Below are 17,720 nucleotides of genomic sequence, written 5' to 3'. Positions count from 1 at the left end.
CCTTATTTTTGTACTACGATATTTTCCTGCGAAGGATCAACATGCTGCAGTTGCAGCTTTTCCGTTGCGATCCGTTCAACCCGGCTGTGATCGCCGAGCGCGTTTTCTTCAAGGATCAGATTTCGCCATTCAATATCCAGCGCATCGCGTTCCAGTACCATCTGCTCGCGCTGCGCAGTTAATAAACGAGTGTGGTGGGCTGTGGTGACCACCGTTACTGCCGTCACAATGATGCAAATGAACAAGCAGAGTGGCAGCTTCCCGAACCGCAAAAGATCGTCGCCGATCACGCCAGGCAAGGCATGGCGCTCGTTGCTTCCTAACGAATCCTTAACTTTGCTTAGGGTCTCTGTCACTCTGCTGATCATGCGTTCGTCCTCTCTGCAACACGCAGCACTGAACTACGGGCACGTGGATTCTCTGCCACCTCTTCTTCGCCCGGCATCAACTTGCCTAATGCTCGCAACTGACGGCCACCCAGCTTCCTGAGTTGTTCTTCCGTCATCGGCAGCCCCGCTGGGACTTGTGGACCGCGGCTTTGTTCACGCATGAAGCGTTTCACAATACGGTCTTCCAGCGAATGGAAGCTGATGATAGATAACCGCCCACCTGGGGCCAGCACGTCGAGCGAGCTTTTTAGCGCCAGCTCTATTTCCTCCAGTTCACTGTTTACCCAGATGCGAACCGCCTGGAAGGTACGGGTCGCGGGATGTTTGTGTTTATCCTTCACCGGTGTCGCCGCCGCGATCACCTCGGCCAGCTCTTTCGTGCGGGTCATTGGCTCAATGCGGTTGCGCTCAACAATGGCGCGCGCAATACGCTTGCCAAAACGCTCTTCGCCGAAGGTTTTGATTACCCATGCAATATCTGCTTCGTCAGCAGTCTGTAACCACTCAGCGGCAGACTGGCCGCGAGTCGGGTCCATACGCATGTCCAGCGGACCATCACGCATAAAGGAGAAGCCACGTTCAGCATCATCTAGCTGTGGTGAAGAGACGCCAAGATCGAGAAGAATCCCGTCGATCTTGCCCGTCAGGCCGCGCTCAGCAACATATTCCGCGAGCGCAGAGAAAGGTCCATGCACGATGGAAAAGCGTGGGTCATTGATGGTTTGCGCCACGGCAATCGCCTGCGGATCGCGATCGATTGCCAGCAGACGTCCTTCCGCTCCAAGTTGGGAGAGGATCAAACGCGAGTGACCACCGCGACCAAAAGTGCCATCAATGTAGATGCCATCCGGACGAATATTCAGACCGTTAACGGCCTCGTCCAGTAACACCGTTGTATGTTTATAATTTTCCATCATATTTATAGAGACAAGTCCTGCAGCCGTTCCGATAATGTTGCAGAATCAGACTGCTCAGCGTCGATATCTTCCTTGACCTGTTGATACCAGGTCGTTTCGTCCCACAGTTCAAACTTGTTGAACTGCCCGACCAGCATCACTTCTTTGGTCAGACCGGCATGTTGCCGCAACACAGGTGCAATCAGTAAACGCCCTGCGTTATCCATCTGACACTCACTGGCATGTCCCAATAACAACCGCTGCACGCGGCGTTCTTGCGGGTTCATGCTCGAGAGTCGCGACAGCTTTTGCTCAATAATTTCCCATTCAGGCAAGGGGTAAAGCAGCAGGCAGGGGGAGTTAATGTCAATGGTGCAAACCATTTGACCCGCAGCGTTCTCAATCAGCTGGTCGCGGTATCGGGTTGGTACCGATAAACGCCCTTTGCTGTCGAGATTGACTAACGTAGCTCCACGGAACATGCCAGTCTCACCCCTCCTCACCACTTTAACCCACAAATTCCCACCTAAAGGAGTTTACGGAGCGAGGGAAAAGCTTGTCAAGCCAGGACTCTCCCTGTAAGGACTCAAATGCCCTCTATTTACAGAGTTAAACAGTCCTGGTTAATAACTGCACAACTGGCGAGGCAAAATTAACGTTATGAATATTTGTAAGAAAAAAACCGAATATGCACACGAGCGTTAAGACTCACTCAATATCATCGCAGATAAATATAAAGTGTCAGTTTGCGACGCGGGCAGCATTTTATGACAGATTCTCAGGGGATAACAGCGCCAGATTCACCACCGTGCCCAATAAGCAAGGCGGTTGCCATCTAAGCTGTCACAGGAGAAGGAAAAACGTCTGAATATTCATCGGTCGAATAGGGTTTGTAACAAAACAATACAAAAATAGACGCCTAAACCCGCTTAAACGTTCTTTGAAGATCAATTTAAAAGTCAAAATGAATTAAGAGAAATAACCAATTATGATCCCTAAGGAATTATCCTAATTTCTGTCAGGGAATTATCTCTGCGAATTATCGCAACAAAATGGGGCAGATTTCGCCGCCCCAGTCATTTCATTTTTGGCGGTTTAAAATTCCGCGACGGTAGAGATTACGTTTGATACGTGTCAGGCCCGGCTTCGGTTTCCGTGGCTCATCCAGGCTCGCCAGCACAATCTCCAGGACACGTTCAGCCACATCACGGTGACGTTGCGCCACCGCCAGCACCGGGCACTGGAGGAAATCGAGCAGCTCGTTGTCACCGAAAGTGGCAATGGCCAGGTCTGATGGCAGCTTACCTTCCCGACGTAAGGTCACATCCATTACACCTTGTAGAAGAGCAAACGAGGTGGTGAACAGTGCCTGAGGCATTGGGTGCGTCTCCAGCCATTTCTCGAACAGCTGCGCAGCAGCTTCACGTTCATAGCTGTTAGCATAGAGATAGTGAACTTCACGCGGATCGTCTTTCCAGGCGGTTCTGAATCCCTGTTCACGCAAGAAACTTACAGACAGTTCCGGCAGCGCGCCCAGATAAAGCACGGTTTCAGCCGGAAAGGTTCTCAGCTCTGCAGCCAGCATTTCCGCATCATCCTGATCGGCTCCCACAACACTGGTGAAATGTTCGCGGTCCAGGGCACGATCCAGCGCAACGATCGGGAACGAATCGTTAGCCCAACGCTGATAAAACGGATGCTCTGGTGGCAGAGAGGTCGAAACGATGATGGCATCCACCTGACGCTGGAGCAGGTGCTCAATGCAGCGCATCTCGTTGTCGGGCTGGTCTTCCGAGCAGGCAATCAACAATTGATAACCACGCTGGCGAGCCTGACGTTCAAGATAGTTAGCGATACGGGTATAGCTGGTGTTTTCCAGATCCGGGATCACCAGACCAATAGAGCGGGTGCGCCCGGCACGCAGGCCGGCTGCGACAGCATTCGGATGGTAGTTATGTTCACGAACCACCGCCATAACTTTTTCAACGGTCTTATCGCTGACACGGTACTGCTTTGCTTTACCGTTAATCACATAGCTGGCCGTTGTTCGTGACACGCCGGCTAGCCGGGCGATTTCATCCAGTTTCACAATTGCCCCTTAAAAAAAGAAAAGAGTCCATGGCCCTGTCAAGGTTATGGTTAAATCTTTTAACATCTAAACGCAGAAAAGCCTTCGCGGCAACCGCTTTTATCTGCGTTGTCGGCTGATTACGCAAAAAAAAGCCCGGCTTTGGTGACCGGGCAGAAAGAGGCGAACCTTTTTGATAACTAACGCATGATTTTCTCACCGCGTGACAGGCCAACTACGCCCGATCTCGCGACCTCAACAATTTTTGCTACATCCCGCACGGATGCCAGGAAAGCATCCAGCTTGTCGCTGGTCCCGACCAGTTGAACCGTATAGAGAGAAGGTGTGACGTCGATAATCTGTCCGCGGAAAATATCCGCATTGCGTTTGACTTCTTCACGTCCGTAGCCGCTGGCCTGAATTTTCACCAGCATGACCTCACGTTCAACGTAAGCCCCCTGCCCCAACTCGCTCACGCGCAGTACGTCGACAAGCTTATGTAGCTGCTTCTCGATCTGCTCAAGCACTTTAGCATCGCCGACGGTTTGAATGGTCATTCGCGACAGCGTCGGATCGTCCGTCGGCGCAACGGTCAGACTTTCAATGTTATAGCCGCGCTGTGCAAAAAGCCCAATGACGCGCGACAGTGCGCCAGACTCGTTTTCCAGTAAAACAGATAATATCCGGCGCATATCAGGTTCTCTCCGTTTTGCTTAACCACATTTCATCCATACCACCACCACGAATATGCATCGGATAAACGTGCTCGGTCCCATCAACAATCACATCCATAAAGACGAGGCGGTTGTTTTTAACGTGCTCAAGCGCTTCAGCGAGCTTCGTTTCCAGCTCAGCTGGATCTGTCACCCGCATGCCAACGTGACCGTAAGCTTCAGCAAGACGAACGAAATCCGGCAGCGATTTCATATATGACTGTGAATGGCGGCCTGAATAGATCATATCCTGCCACTGTTTGACCATACCGAGGTAGCCGTTATTCAGGTTCAACACGAGAACCGGCAGTTCATACTGCAGCGCGGTAGACAACTCCTGAATGTTCATCTGAATACTGCCGTCCCCGGTTACGCAGACGACGGTTTCATTCGGCAGTGCCAGCTTCACGCCCAGCGCCGCAGGTAGACCAAAACCCATCGTCCCTAAGCCACCTGAGTTGATCCAGTGTCGCGGTTTGTCGAACGGGTAATAAAGTGCAGCAAACATCTGGTGCTGACCCACGTCTGAGGTCACATACGCCTCACCTTTCGTCAGTCGCCACACCGCTTCGATAACCGCCTGCGGCTTAATGTTTTCGCTTTGCGTGTCATATTTCAGACACTGGCGTGCACGCCACTGATCAATCTGCTGCCACCAGTCACGGATCTCATCCAGCGGCTGGGTAGCACTCTCCTGTGCCAACAGTTCCAGCATTTGTTCCAGAACCTGACGCGCATCACCCACAATCGGCACATCCGCCGACACCGTTTTTGAAATTGATGTTGGATCGATATCGATATGCAGCACAGTAGCGTTCGGACAATACTTCGCCAGATTGTTGGTTGTACGATCGTCAAAGCGCACACCGACGGCAAAGATCACATCAGAATGATGCATCGTCATGTTGGCTTCATAGGTACCGTGCATACCCAGCATACCCAGCGCCTGAGGGTGAGTGGCCGGAAACGCCCCGAGCCCCATCAGCGACGACGCAACAGGAAGATTAAGCTTCTCAATCAGTTCACGGAGCTGCACTTCACATGCAGAATTGATCGCCCCACCGCCGACATAAACCACCGGTTTTTTGGCTGCCAGAAGCGTTTGTAAAGCCCGCTTAATCTGACCTTTATGGCCCTGCGTTGTTGGGTTGTAAGAGCGCATGCTCACTGATTCCGGCCAGACATAAGGCAGCTTGTTTGCCGGGTTCAGGATATCTTTAGGCAGATCGACCACCACCGGTCCCGGACGCCCGCTTGCCGCCAGCCAGAAGGCCTTTTTCAGGACACCAGGAATGTCTTCGGTTTGCTTGACCAGGAAGCTGTGCTTCACAACGGGACGCGAAATCCCCACCATGTCGCACTCCTGAAACGCATCGTAGCCAATCAGTGAGGTCGCCACCTGCCCGGAGAGGATCACCAGCGGGATAGAGTCCATATACGCCGTTGCAATGCCAGTAATGGCGTTAGTTGCACCGGGGCCTGACGTGACTAAGACCACGCCCACTTCACCCGTTGCACGTGCCAGGCCATCAGCCATATGTACTGCCGCCTGCTCGTGGCGTACCAGAATATGGTCAATGCCACCAACCGTATGAAGCGCATCATAGATATCAAGGACTGCGCCGCCAGGGTAGCCGAACACTTGCTTCACGCCCTGATCGATAAGCGATCGCACGACCATTTCCGCGCCAGACAACATCTCCATGCTTTGCCTCCAGGCATTTTGTTATAGACGGACTGCCGAATTCATTTCCGCACCGTCTTACGATTGGGATGAACCAATCTTATATTTTGCAGAGTGATCCTTACCTTAACCGCTCGTTATGAGGCAGGCAATTAGCAAACTGGCAGAGAGAAGAGGTACTTAAAGCAGAAAAAACAGACATTGGGAGATGATGTGGTCAATTCATCTGGCATTAGAGGATGAGATAATAAATCATCGCTAAAAAGCTCGGCGATTCAGTAATTCATCTATTTTTGCGAGCCTGATAGCAGCCCGAAAAAAAACACGGCAGAATAAAATAGCAGTAATCAAAAAAAACTCAGGATAAATCGCATGTATCGCTGCAATTTACCCTGATGTGTTTACCTCTGGCAAATGCTAATAAGCAACTCTTCCATCCACTGGTGTCCTTTGTCCCGACCCGCAGCTTCATGCCAGGAAAGATAGCAAGTACGGCTATTGAGCTTAAGCGGCAGTGGCAAAATTTGCAGATTTAACTGGTCGGAAAACTCTTCCGCTAGCCAACGCGGTGCAATAGCGACCAGTTGTGTCTGGGAAACGACGTTTAATACGCTGACCATTGCCATCCCCTGATAAGCCACGCTCGCCTGTTTGTCCACGGTGTCATACCACGGCAGGCTAAATGAAGCATATCTGTCGAGCGCTACAACGGCGTGCTGCTCACTATATACGTCGTTTTCTCGTAGCGGAGAATTTAGCCGTGGGTGTTTTTTACTGGCGACTAAAACCATTTCATCCTTAAACAGCGGTACGCAGGAAAATTCTGGACGGCGAAATTCCTCATATCCCAGAACGAACTCCGTCTCCTGATAGCGTAACTGATGTTCTGTGTTTTGATTTAAGGATGATTTAAAAACAAGACTGATATTAGGTGCAATCTCTTCAACTTTATTATAAATAATCGACGTTAAATAATTATCTAATGGGCTGCAGACACAAAGATGGAATACTCGTTCACTGCTTAAGGGTTCAAAGCCGGATCCCGGCAACTCATTTTGTACCAACTGTAGTGCTTGTCGGATAGAGCCGAATAGCTGGAATGCGCGCGCGGTGGGTTGGATTCCACGGCCATAACGAACAAATAATTCGTCGTTAAACATAAGCTTAAGCCTGGCAACAGCATTACTCACGGCAGGTTGCGACATCCCCAACGTTTGGGCCGCGCGGGTGATATTCTGTTCCTGCATGACAGCATCAAACACCGTCAGAAGATTAAGATCCACCGTGCGTAATTGTGGTTTAATCCCATCAGTAGTTTGAGGTTGTTTAATATTATTTTCTGGCACTTCAGACTCCACTGTCACGCTACACTCCCTTTGCCAACGTACGGTAACAATCTCGAAAAATATGATTTATCACGCAAATACAATTAGCAAAAGAGAATTATTTAAAATTCGGAATATATAAAGATGATGCAAAAACCAAAAAAACAAAAGGTAGCAAAAATGATACACTTAACTTTATACCAGAAATGAAACCATAAACCAGACCAATATACAATCACCATAAAGTTAATGATGACTTAAGTATTATTAAACTGTTAACACAACCTCCCTATAGTTAGTTAACAACCTGTTATCTCATTTTGTTCTTCAATGGCCTCAAAAACATTCACCAAACCCATAACTTAATGATATTGAAATAGTTTAAGCATGATGTGTTCACTACACCGTGTTTTACTCAATTTATACCAATTATATTTATTTGTTTCTGCAATCTTTTTTCACGTCCAAAATTAGACAATTAAACCGGTGATAAAACTAAAAACCAGCACAATTCGCTAATACAGAGATCCTGCCTGTTCAGCTTGTCGGGGGCGTTTTTATCGTCAGGGGTTGACATGAAAGGCCATATCCAGTACCACTAAAAGCATATTGAATTTAACGGAGCACGATTCATGATTCGCACCATTCGTTTCACCGGTCTACTACTACTAAACGCATCCACTGTGCGCGGTAGACTGGCGGGCGAAATTCAGCGTTGAATCGTCACCAGTAAGACTAAAAACCCGCGCCACTGCGCGGGTTTTTTTATGCTCGTAGCAAGGCGCCCTAAGACTGACAAGGACCTAACCCATGAGCCAGCAAGTCATTATTTTCGATACCACATTACGTGACGGTGAACAGGCATTGCAGGCAAGCCTGAGTGTAAAAGAGAAACTGCAGATCGCGTTGGCTCTCGAACGTATGGGTGTCGACGTGATGGAGGTGGGTTTCCCTGTCTCGTCTCCAGGTGATTTCGAATCCGTCCAGACTATCGCCCGTACCATTAAAAACAGCCGCGTGTGTGGCCTGGCGCGCTGTGTAGAGAAAGATATCGACGTCGCGGCAGAGTCACTGAAAGTTGCCGAAGCCTTCCGCATCCATACCTTTATTGCTACTTCACCCATGCATATCGCAACCAAATTGCGCAGCACCCTGGATGAAGTGATTGAACGCGCAGTGTATATGGTTAAGCGCGCTCGCAACTATACCGATGACGTTGAATTCTCCTGTGAGGATGCCGGTCGTACCCCAATTGAAGACCTGGCGCGTGTGGTTGAAGCTGCGATCAATGCCGGTGCTAAAACCATCAATATTCCGGACACCGTCGGTTACACCATGCCTTTTGAGTTCTCCAACATCATCACTGGCCTGTATGAACGCGTACCGAATATTGATAAAGCCATTATCTCCGTTCACACCCACGATGATTTAGGCCTGGCCGTAGGAAATGCTATCGCAGCTGTCCACGCCGGTGCGCGCCAGGTAGAAGGCGCGATGAACGGTATCGGCGAGCGCGCAGGTAACTGCTCACTGGAAGAAGTGATCATGGCGATTAAAGTGCGCAAAGACATTATGAACGTGCACACCCGCATCAATCACAACGAAATCTGGCGCACCAGCCAGACCGTCAGCCAGATTTGCAACATGCCTATTCCGGCCAACAAAGCGATTGTTGGTACTGGCGCCTTCGCGCACTCCTCCGGTATTCACCAGGATGGCGTCCTGAAGAACCGTGAAAACTACGAAATCATGACTCCGGAATCGATCGGTCTGAACCAGGTGCAGTTGAACCTGACTTCGCGTTCCGGTCGTGCCGCAGTAAAACACCGTATGGAAGAGATGGGTTATCAGGACAGCGATTACAACATGGATCAGTTGTACGACGCGTTCCTGAAACTGGCCGACAAAAAAGGTCAGGTATTCGACTATGACCTGGAAGCGCTGGCCTTTATTAACAAGCAGCAGGAAGAACCAGAGCACTTCCGTCTGGATTACTTCAACGTGCAGTCAGGCTCCAGCGATATCGCAACCGCCTCAGTCAAACTGGCCTGTGGTGATGAAATCAAAGCGGAAGCCGCGAACGGCAATGGTCCTGTCGATGCCATCTATCAGGCGATTAACCGTGTGACTGAATACGACGTTGAGCTGGTGAAATATGACCTGACGGCAAAAGGTCATGGAAAAGATGCGCTGGGCCAGGTCGACATTGTTGTCACTCACAATGGCCGCCGTTTCCATGGTGTAGGTCTGGCAACCGATATTGTTGAATCCTCCGCGAAAGCGATGGTGCATGTTCTGAACAACATCTGGCGCGCCGCTGAAGTCGAAAAAGAGTTGCAACGCAAAGCTCAGAATAAAGAGAACAAAAAGGAAACCGTGTAATGTCGAAGAATTACCATATTGCTGTGTTGCCGGGTGACGGTATTGGCCCGGAAGTGATGGCACAGGCGCTGAAAGTACTGGAAGCCGTTCGTTCGCGTTTTGCGATGAAAATCACCACCAGCCACTACGATGTAGGCGGCATTGCGATTGATAATCACGGGACGCCGTTGCCAAAAGCGACCGTCGAAGGCTGCGAAAATGCCGATGCCGTGCTGTTTGGTTCAGTCGGTGGTCCAAAATGGGAACACCTGCCACCGGCAGAGCAACCAGAGCGTGGCGCACTGCTGCCGCTGCGTAAACATTTCAAGCTGTTCAGTAACCTGCGTCCGGCAAAGCTGTATCAGGGTCTGGAAGAGTTCTGCCCGCTTCGTGCCGATATCGCGGCTAACGGTTTCGACATTCTGTGTGTGCGTGAACTGACCGGCGGCATCTATTTTGGTCAGCCAAAAGGCCGTGAAGGCAGCGGCCAGCATGAAAAAGCATTTGATACCGAGGTGTATCACCGTTTTGAAATCGAACGTATCGCCCACATCGCTTTTGAGTCTGCGCGCAAACGCCGCCATAAAGTGACCTCCATTGATAAAGCGAACGTGCTGCAGTCATCCATTTTGTGGCGTGAGATCGTCGGTGAAGTCGCTAAACAGTATCCTGACGTCGCGCTGTCGCATATGTATATCGACAACGCGACCATGCAGTTGATTAAAGATCCGTCCCAGTTTGACGTGCTGCTGTGCTCCAACCTGTTCGGCGATATCCTCTCTGACGAGTGCGCGATGATCACCGGCTCCATGGGGATGCTGCCATCCGCAAGCCTGAACGAAGAAGGTTTTGGTCTGTACGAACCGGCGGGCGGTTCCGCACCGGATATTGCAGGCAAAAATATTGCTAACCCGATTGCGCAGATCCTCTCCCTGGCTCTGCTGCTGCGCTACAGCCTGGATGCAGGCGATGCAGCAACCGCAATTGAAAACGCCATTAACCGGGCGTTAGAAGAAGGCGTCCGTACCGGTGATTTAGCACGCGGCACGGCGGCAGTCAGTACCGATGAAATGGGCGACATCATTGCCCGCTATGTCGCTGAAGGGGTGTAATCATGGCGAAGACCTTATATGAAAAGTTGTTTGATGCGCACGTTGTTTACGAAGCACCAAACGAAACCCCGCTGCTGTACATCGACCGTCATCTGGTGCACGAAGTGACCTCTCCTCAGGCATTCGACGGACTGCGCGCGCACAAGCGTCCGGTGCGTCAGCCGGGTAAAACCTTCGCGACCATGGATCACAACGTCTCCACCCAGACCAAAGACATCAACGCGTCAGGTGAGATGGCACGTATCCAGATGCAGGAATTGATTAAGAACTGCAACGAGTTTGGCGTTGAGCTGTACGACCTGAACCACCCGTACCAGGGTATCGTCCACGTGATGGGACCGGAGCAAGGGATTACCCTGCCGGGCATGACCATCGTCTGCGGTGACTCCCATACCGCGACCCACGGCGCGTTCGGTGCACTGGCCTTCGGTATTGGTACATCTGAAGTTGAACACGTACTGGCCACGCAGACCCTGAAACAGGGTCGTGCCAAAACCATGAAGATTGAAGTGAAGGGTAAAGCCGCGCCGGGTATCACGGCAAAAGACATCGTGCTGGCGATTATTGGCAAAACCGGCAGTGCAGGCGGCACCGGTCACGTAGTGGAATTCTGCGGCGAGGCCATCCAGGCACTGAGCATGGAAGGCCGTATGACCCTGTGCAACATGGCCATTGAGATGGGTGCAAAAGCCGGTCTGGTTGCGCCAGACGAAACCACCTTCAGCTATGTGAAGGGTCGTCTGCATGCTCCGAAAGGGGATGATTTTGACGAAGCTGTCACGTACTGGAAAACCCTGAAAACTGACGACGGGGCAACCTTTGATACGGTTGTCATGCTGCAGGCAGAGGAGATTGCCCCTCAGGTGACCTGGGGAACCAACCCGGGCCAGGTGATTTCTGTCAACGACAACATTCCTGATCCGGCCTCTTTTGCTGACCCGGTCGAGCGCGCCAGTGCGGAAAAAGCGCTGGCTTACATGGGGCTGAAACCTGGCGTTCCGTTGACCGACGTAACCATTGATAAAGTATTTATTGGCTCCTGCACCAACTCCCGTATCGAAGACTTGCGCGCAGCTGCCGAGATTGCCAAAGGTCGTAAAGTGGCCCCTGGCGTACAGGCACTGGTGGTTCCGGGTTCCGGCCCGGTAAAAGCCCAGGCCGAAGCCGAAGGTCTGGATAAGATCTTTATCGAAGCAGGTTTCGAGTGGCGCCTGCCGGGTTGCTCCATGTGTCTGGCCATGAACAATGACCGCCTGAATCCAGGCGAGCGCTGTGCCTCTACCAGCAACCGTAACTTTGAAGGCCGTCAGGGCCGTGGTGGGCGTACCCATCTGGTCAGCCCGGCAATGGCCGCCGCTGCGGCAGTCACCGGCCATTTCGCCGACATTCGCAGCCTGAAATAAGGAGACAATCATGGCAGAGAAATTTACCCAACATACGGGCCTGGTTGTCCCTCTGGACGCCGCTAACGTCGATACCGACGCGATCATTCCTAAGCAGTTTTTGCAGAAGGTCACCCGCACAGGTTTTGGTGCTCACCTGTTTAACGACTGGCGTTTCCTGGATGACAAAGGCGAAGTCCCTAACCCGGAATTCGTTCTGAACTTCCCGGAATATAAAGGCGCGTCAATCCTGCTGGCGCGGGAAAACTTTGGCTGTGGCTCATCACGTGAGCACGCTCCGTGGGCCCTGACCGACTACGGTTTTAAAGTGGTTATCGCCCCAAGTTTCGCGGATATCTTTTACGGCAACAGTTTCAACAACCAGCTTTTGCCGGTCACACTGAAGGACGAGCAGGTCGACGAGTTATTCGCTCTGGTTCAGGCAAGTCCTGGTATTTCGTTTGAGGTGGATCTGGAAGCGGAAGTCGTGAAAGCCGGGGATAAGACCTACAGCTTCAGCATTGATGCGTTCCGTCGTCACTGCATGCTGAACGGTCTGGACAGCATTGGTTTAACACTCCAGCACGAAGCGGCAATTGCAACTTACGAACACAAACAGCCTGCGTTTATGAAGTAAACCTCTGGCCTGCAGTTTATTCTGCAGGCCTCGCTTTATTCCCTTACCCATCCCTCCTGATAAACACTTTTCTAAAAATTATCCACTAATGGCATTATATTTAATGTCAATTTAATAACACCTGCGCAAGATAACCCCAAAGTCGGTTTGCAGCGGAAATATAAATGGAAAAGCAAAATAGCAATCAGTCTCACCTCCGTTCTCAAGAAATACAAAAATGCACATTAGTTAGCGTGATAATAAATATATTACTCACGGGTTTTCAGATCGTTGCAGGACTATTTTCCGGCTCGCAAGGGTTAATTGCTGATGGGATTCATTCTCTTTCCGATTTATCTTCTGATTTTGTCGTTCTGATTGCGAACAAGAAAAGTCAGAAAGCCTCAGATATCGATCATCATTACGGCCATCTTCGCTTCGAAAACGGAGCAAAACTTATTATTGGTGCTATTTTGCTGCTTGTGGGCATCGGAATGCTCTGGTCGGCGGGCAATAAACTGCTCAACCCTGAGACGCATCAGTTGGTTAAAGGAACCGCGCTATGGGTGGCGTTACTGGCTTTGGTGGTTAAGGAAAGTCTGTTCAGATACATGCTTGCGACGGGAAAACGCATCCAGTCCTCGCTACTGATAGCTAATGCCTGGCATGCCCGTTCTGACGCGGCTTCATCCGTGGTTGTCGCCATTGGCATCGCCGGAAACTTAATGGGCTTTCATTCTATGGACCTGGTTGCCGCCCTTATTGTCGGGATGTTCATCGCTCATATGGGGTACAAATTCTCTGCTGACGCCCTGCACGACCTGATGGATCGTTCGCTTGAACCTGACCTTGAGCACGACATCAAAACATGTTTGCTCGAAACCGAAGGTGTCTCCGGGTTACATGACTTAAAAACCCGCAAAATGGGCGACTTAGCCCTGGTCGATGTTCATCTTGAAGTCGACGGGGAATTAAGCGTAAAAGAAGGACATGAAATTGCCGTGAATGCGAGAAACAACGTGATGCAAAAATTTAATGTGCTTAATGTTATGACGCATATTGATCCGGCACACTAAAATAGTGTGGATGATTACGGTGTGATGCTCTTTATTTATCGTTAAGGTTTCGTTAATTAATTTGCGTCACACTGCATCGCATCAGCTCTCTCATCATTGAGGTAAAAAGCGATGAATCCAACGCTACGTAATACGCTTCCCCATAAAGAAACCCCTTTTCTTCGAATACTGCACATTCTTGTTGCAGTACTGGTGCTGGCCCAGATTATCAATTCCAACTTTACTGAAAGTGAAGCACTTGGCGAATCGGGTCTGAACGCGATTGTCACCTGGGTTCATGTTATTTCAGGCTTTGGTTTAATTTTCTGCGGTATTGCCATGATGGCGTGGATGTTAACCCAGCGCGGATTCAAGTATTACTTCGCGTGGCTGGCACTGGACTTCAGCGGAATCGTTGATGATATTCGCACCCTCATGCAACGTCAGCTTCCTGATGCTCACGCTGGCGGTATGGCGGCAACGGTGCAAGGTTTAGGTGTACTGGCGCTGCTCGGCGTTGCACTCTGCGGAGCGGCCTGGTTCGTGCTGAATGCCACGCTTGGGCCGGTTTCGTCCGTCACGGAATCCGTCTTAGATTTGCATAAATTCCTGACGGTCTTTATTGAGACCTACTTCTGGGCACACGGCTTTATGGGCCTCATGCATATGTACCTGACTTTACGCGCACAGCGTAAATATCAGTATTCAGAATAGACAGGTTTGCTGAGCCCGGAGACCCGGGCTCCGTTCATTCATCCGATCATACGTCTTTTACGCGGCAGGTCAGCCCAAGCGTAACCAACGAAATTGCCGCAATCATCCAGTAGACCGACGCATGACCATAGCTTTGCGACAGCGCCCCCTGAATCACCCCCGCCAGAATCACCCCGGTGGAAATACTGTTGGTAAAAAGCGTGGTCGCCGAGCCCGCACGGCCAGGCATTAAATCCTGGAACCAGAGCATGCCTATTCCGGCAATAATCCCAATAAACACAGCGTTAAATAGTTGCAGCGCCAGTAGTGCTTCGCGCGAATGGAAAAGAATCAACCCTGCGTAAAACAGCACCCCAGCCGCCACAGCTACGATCATCATCCGACGCTTTCCGAAACGCTTAACGTAGTAACCCGCCAGAATCATCGCCGGAATTTCCAGCCCGGCCGCGGTTCCCATTAAGATCCCTGCGAGCTTATCCGGCAGCCCCAGGGAGCTGCTGATCCACAGCGGCATGTCGATAATGTACATCGTGTTGCAGGTCCACATTAGTGTGGAGGCGATAAACAGCATGCGGACATTTTTGTCCTGCCAGCCGCTCACCTGAGTGATGGGTTTGTCCGTTGTCTGCTCGACGCGCGCCACGGACGGCAGCGCGAAAGCAATCAACACCAGGCTTATCGCAAAAATACCTGCCGCGATGGAGAACATAGTGGTGAAGCCGTAGTTCAACGCCAGCATGAAGGCCAGAGGCGGGCCAATAACCCACGCCAGAGAAAGCTGAGCACGCATCACCGAGCTGAACATCACCACTTCCCGCGCGGAATTGTCGGCATACTCACGCGCCAGTGCGAACAGCTGTGGCATGGCGGTATTGGCCAGTGACGCCAGCAGCACGCCGCAGGTGATGAGCGTCAGATAATGACGATTAAAGGCAAAGAGTAATGCGTTACCAACGGCCATCGCGCAGCAAAAGAGGATCAGTTTACGGCGATCGCCCTTGCTGTCCGATCGTTTCGCCAGCCCCAGGCTGACCAGAATCCCGGCAATAGCATTGACGGTATAAAACAGGCCAACCCAGAACGGCTGCGCCCCTACCTCCCGGCTGAGAAACAGACTCAGCGTCGGCGCCTGTAACGCCCCCGCAACGCCCATCATAAAGGACACCAGCATAAAAGCGGCGTAGACACCATTCAGGCGTCGCCCCATTGTCATCAACCAGAGCATGCGCAAATCCTTGTGAAAGCGAATCAAAATCGGGTGAAAGAATAAACGAAAAAAGCCAGCAAAAACATTTTGCTGGCGGGTGATAAGCACCAATACTCAGTCACACATGATCGAGGCGAGTCAGCGAGAAGAGGCCGCTTTCGTAACGTCCCACTGCATCAGGTCTTCCAGAATTTTCAGCCGTTGCTCTGCACACTGACGGGCCAGCCAGGACGTTCCTTTTGTCGCTGAAAAATAGAGCTGATAAAACTGACGTGTGGTAGACCTCTTCATAATTTACCTCCTCACTTCATCGGGAAGTATTATTGGCTTAATATAGGGATTAATAAATTGCTGATTTTTTATCAGGAGTTCCTCTTTTATGCCTTCCGGTCGACTGCAACAACAATTTATCCGCCTCTGGCAGTGCTGTGAGGGGCAATCGAAGGAGACCACGCTGAACGAGCTGGCTGATCTGCTCAGCTGTTCTCGCCGCCATATGCGTACCCTGCTTAACACCATGCAACAGCAGGGCTGGTTGAGCTGGGAAGCAGAGGCGGGACGCGGTAAACGCTCACGTCTGACCTTTCTCTATACCGGGTTGGCACTACAGCAGCAGCGTGCAGAAGATTTGCTGGAGCAGGACCGAATCGATCAACTGGTGCAGTTGGTCGGTGACAAAGCGGCCGTACGCCAGATGCTGGTTTCACACCTGGGACGCAGTTTTCGTCAGGGCCGACACATCCTGCGGGTGCTCTACTATCGGCCAATGAAAAATCTGTTACCCGGTACCGCGTTACGTCGCTCTGAAACCCATATGGCCCGACAAATATTCAGCGGCCTGACACGCATAAATGAGGAAAATGGGGAACTGGAAGCAGATATTGCGCACCACTGGCAGCAACTTTCCCCACTTCACTGGCGCTTTTTTTTACGGCCCGGCATCCACTTTCACCACGGCCGCGAGCTGGAGATGAGCGACGTCATTGACTCTCTTCAGCGCGCACGCGCCCTTCCTCTGTATGCCCATGTCTCGCGGATCCACTCCCCGACAGCATGGACCGTTGACATCGAACTGTCCGAGCCCGACCAGTGGCTACCGTGGCTAATGGGTTATGTTCCGTCGATGATCCTGCCACGCGAATGGGCATCTCTGCCCCATTTTGCCAGCCAGCCCGTAGGGACGGGTCCTTACGCAGTGACGCGCAATACCAGCAACCAGCTTAAAATTCGCGCCTTTGACGACTACTTTGGCTATCGTGCGCTGATCGACGAAGTCAACGTCTGGGTTCTGCCTGACATCAGCGAAGAGTTGAGCTGCGGCTTAACGCTGGAAGGGCCAACCGAAGGGGAAAAAGCGGTTGAAAGCCGTCTTGAAGAGGGCTGCTATTACCTGCTGTTTGACGCCCGTAGCCATCGCGGTGCCAGTCGCGAGGTACGCAGGTGGGTTAGCCACGTTCTCTCTCCGGCTAACCTTATTTATCAGGCGGAAGAGCAATACCAGACATACTGGTTCCCGGCCTACGGCCTGCTCCCGCGCTGGCACCACGCCCGACCGGTTCACGGTGAAAAGCCTGCCGGGCTGGAGTCGATCACATTGACCTATTACCGTGACCATGTGGAACACCGCTTTATCGCCCGGATCATGAGCAAACTGCTGGAGGCTGAAGGCGTCCATCTCGACATTCAGGAGGTCGATTATGATGAATGGCACCGCGGAGATATTGTCAGTGATATCTGGCTGAACAGCGCCAACTTCACCCTTCCGCTCGATTTCTCACTGTTCTCTCACCTGTATGAGGTACCGCTGATCCAGCACTGCATCGAACGAGACTGGCAGCAGGATGCCGCCCGGTGGCGAGCAGGTGAGATGAACCTGGCCTCGTGGTGCCAGCAACTGCTCGCGCAGCAGGCGATTGTACCGCTGATCCACCACTGGCTGATGATTCAGGGTCAGCGCAGTATGCGCGGACTGCGGATGAACACCTTAGGCTGGTTTGATTTTAAATCCGCCTGGTTTGCCCCGCCGGAGCCATAACGCTTTCGCAATATTCACCAAATCATTACAATAGCGCCGTTCTCAACGGGGTGCTGCATCACTGATGTGCGCTGAGATAATACCCGTCGAACCTGATCCGGATAACGCCGGCGAAGGGATTTGAGGCTGTTGCTCAAAATCCTTTGCCACTCAACCCTGAGGT

17 protein-coding genes and 1 riboswitch are annotated in these 17,720 nt (G+C 51.5%); of the genes, 8 read left to right on the top strand and 9 right to left on the bottom strand.

The window, feature by feature from the left end; translation table 11 throughout:
- Positions 1–2: 2 nt before the first annotated feature.
- The 7 genes from ftsL to leuO form a co-directional block, all read right to left on the bottom strand.
- On the bottom strand, positions 3–368 hold the full coding sequence (gene ftsL, locus HED65_RS14480) for a cell division protein FtsL (protein WP_014830643.1): 366 nt from the start codon (positions 366–368) through the stop codon (positions 3–5).
- Complete coding sequence (gene rsmH / locus HED65_RS14475; RefSeq protein ID WP_049005267.1) at positions 365–1,306, bottom strand: 16S rRNA (cytosine(1402)-N(4))-methyltransferase RsmH; 942 nt, start codon at positions 1,304–1,306, stop codon at positions 365–367. The genes ftsL and rsmH overlap by 4 nt, the downstream gene beginning before the upstream one ends.
- 2 nt (positions 1,307–1,308) lie before the next feature.
- Positions 1,309–1,767, bottom strand: coding sequence for a division/cell wall cluster transcriptional repressor MraZ (mraZ, locus tag HED65_RS14470; RefSeq protein WP_021240528.1), 459 nt, complete (start codon positions 1,765–1,767; stop codon positions 1,309–1,311).
- Positions 1,768–2,366: 599 nt separating this feature from the next.
- The gene (cra, locus tag HED65_RS14465) at positions 2,367–3,374 is read right to left on the bottom strand and encodes a catabolite repressor/activator (protein ID WP_114979087.1); all 1,008 of its coding nucleotides are present in this window, start codon (positions 3,372–3,374) and stop codon (positions 2,367–2,369) included.
- A 179-nt stretch (positions 3,375–3,553) separates the two neighbouring features.
- Positions 3,554–4,045: an acetolactate synthase small subunit gene (gene ilvN, locus HED65_RS14460; protein ID WP_014882536.1), complete on the bottom strand. Its 492-nt coding sequence runs from the start codon at positions 4,043–4,045 to the stop codon at positions 3,554–3,556.
- A gap of 1 nt (position 4,046) precedes the next feature.
- Positions 4,047–5,771, bottom strand: a complete 1,725-nt coding sequence (ilvI, locus tag HED65_RS14455; RefSeq protein WP_114979086.1) for an acetolactate synthase 3 large subunit — start codon at positions 5,769–5,771, stop codon at positions 4,047–4,049.
- Between the two features lie 380 nt (positions 5,772–6,151).
- Positions 6,152–7,114 (bottom strand): transcriptional regulator LeuO, encoded by a 963-nt coding sequence (gene leuO, locus HED65_RS14450; protein ID WP_277986945.1) that lies wholly within the window; start codon positions 7,112–7,114, stop codon positions 6,152–6,154.
- A gap of 593 nt (positions 7,115–7,707) precedes the next feature.
- On the opposite strand from leuO, the gene leuL reads away from it, so the two are divergent.
- The 7 genes from leuL to HED65_RS14415 all read left to right on the top strand — a co-directional run bounded on the left by leuL (position 7,708) and on the right by HED65_RS14415 (position 14,315).
- Positions 7,708–7,794 (top strand): leu operon leader peptide, encoded by an 87-nt coding sequence (leuL, locus tag HED65_RS22930; RefSeq protein ID WP_071530973.1) that lies wholly within the window; start codon positions 7,708–7,710, stop codon positions 7,792–7,794.
- A 91-nt stretch (positions 7,795–7,885) separates the two neighbouring features.
- Complete coding sequence (leuA, locus tag HED65_RS14440; RefSeq protein ID WP_028016672.1) at positions 7,886–9,457, top strand: 2-isopropylmalate synthase; 1,572 nt, start codon at positions 7,886–7,888, stop codon at positions 9,455–9,457.
- On the top strand, positions 9,457–10,548 hold the full coding sequence (leuB, locus tag HED65_RS14435) for a 3-isopropylmalate dehydrogenase (protein ID WP_028016671.1): 1,092 nt from the start codon (positions 9,457–9,459) through the stop codon (positions 10,546–10,548). The genes leuA and leuB overlap by 1 nt, the downstream gene beginning before the upstream one ends.
- A gap of 2 nt (positions 10,549–10,550) precedes the next feature.
- Positions 10,551–11,951, top strand: a complete 1,401-nt coding sequence (leuC, locus tag HED65_RS14430; RefSeq protein WP_114979085.1) for a 3-isopropylmalate dehydratase large subunit — start codon at positions 10,551–10,553, stop codon at positions 11,949–11,951.
- Positions 11,952–11,961: 10 nt separating this feature from the next.
- A complete protein-coding gene (gene leuD / locus HED65_RS14425; protein WP_114979084.1) occupies positions 11,962–12,567 on the top strand; it encodes a 3-isopropylmalate dehydratase small subunit in 606 nt (201 codons plus the stop codon).
- 164 nt (positions 12,568–12,731) lie between these two features.
- Positions 12,732–13,622, top strand: coding sequence for a cation diffusion facilitator family transporter (locus HED65_RS14420; protein WP_114979083.1), 891 nt, complete (start codon positions 12,732–12,734; stop codon positions 13,620–13,622).
- 111 nt (positions 13,623–13,733) lie between these two features.
- A complete protein-coding gene (locus HED65_RS14415; protein WP_114979082.1) occupies positions 13,734–14,315 on the top strand; it encodes a cytochrome b/b6 domain-containing protein in 582 nt (193 codons plus the stop codon).
- 46 nt (positions 14,316–14,361) lie between these two features.
- Here the strand turns inward: HED65_RS14415 and HED65_RS14410 are convergent, their stop codons facing one another.
- Complete coding sequence (locus tag HED65_RS14410) at positions 14,362–15,540, bottom strand: sugar efflux transporter (RefSeq protein WP_114979081.1); 1,179 nt, start codon at positions 15,538–15,540, stop codon at positions 14,362–14,364.
- A 120-nt stretch (positions 15,541–15,660) separates the two neighbouring features.
- Entirely contained in the window at positions 15,661–15,813 is a 153-nt protein-coding gene (gene sgrT, locus HED65_RS14405; protein WP_114979080.1) for a glucose uptake inhibitor SgrT, read from the bottom strand.
- A gap of 88 nt (positions 15,814–15,901) precedes the next feature.
- Here sgrT and sgrR point away from each other — a divergent pair, with 88 nt between their 5' ends.
- Positions 15,902–17,557 carry an HTH-type transcriptional regulator SgrR gene (gene sgrR / locus HED65_RS14400; protein WP_114979079.1) on the top strand — a complete coding sequence of 552 codons (1,656 nt, stop codon included), beginning with the start codon at positions 15,902–15,904 and terminating at the stop codon, positions 17,555–17,557.
- 36 nt (positions 17,558–17,593) lie between these two features.
- A riboswitch (TPP riboswitch) is annotated at positions 17,594–17,694 on the top strand.
- Positions 17,695–17,720 lie beyond the last annotated feature (26 nt).

Origin of the sequence: Pantoea sp. LS15 (assembly GCF_012241585.1) — a bacterium.
Classification (GTDB): Bacteria; Pseudomonadota; Gammaproteobacteria; order Enterobacterales; family Enterobacteriaceae; genus Enterobacter.
The sequence above is the reverse complement of the archived record's forward strand: the minus strand, read 5'-3'. Positions and strand labels throughout refer to the sequence as shown.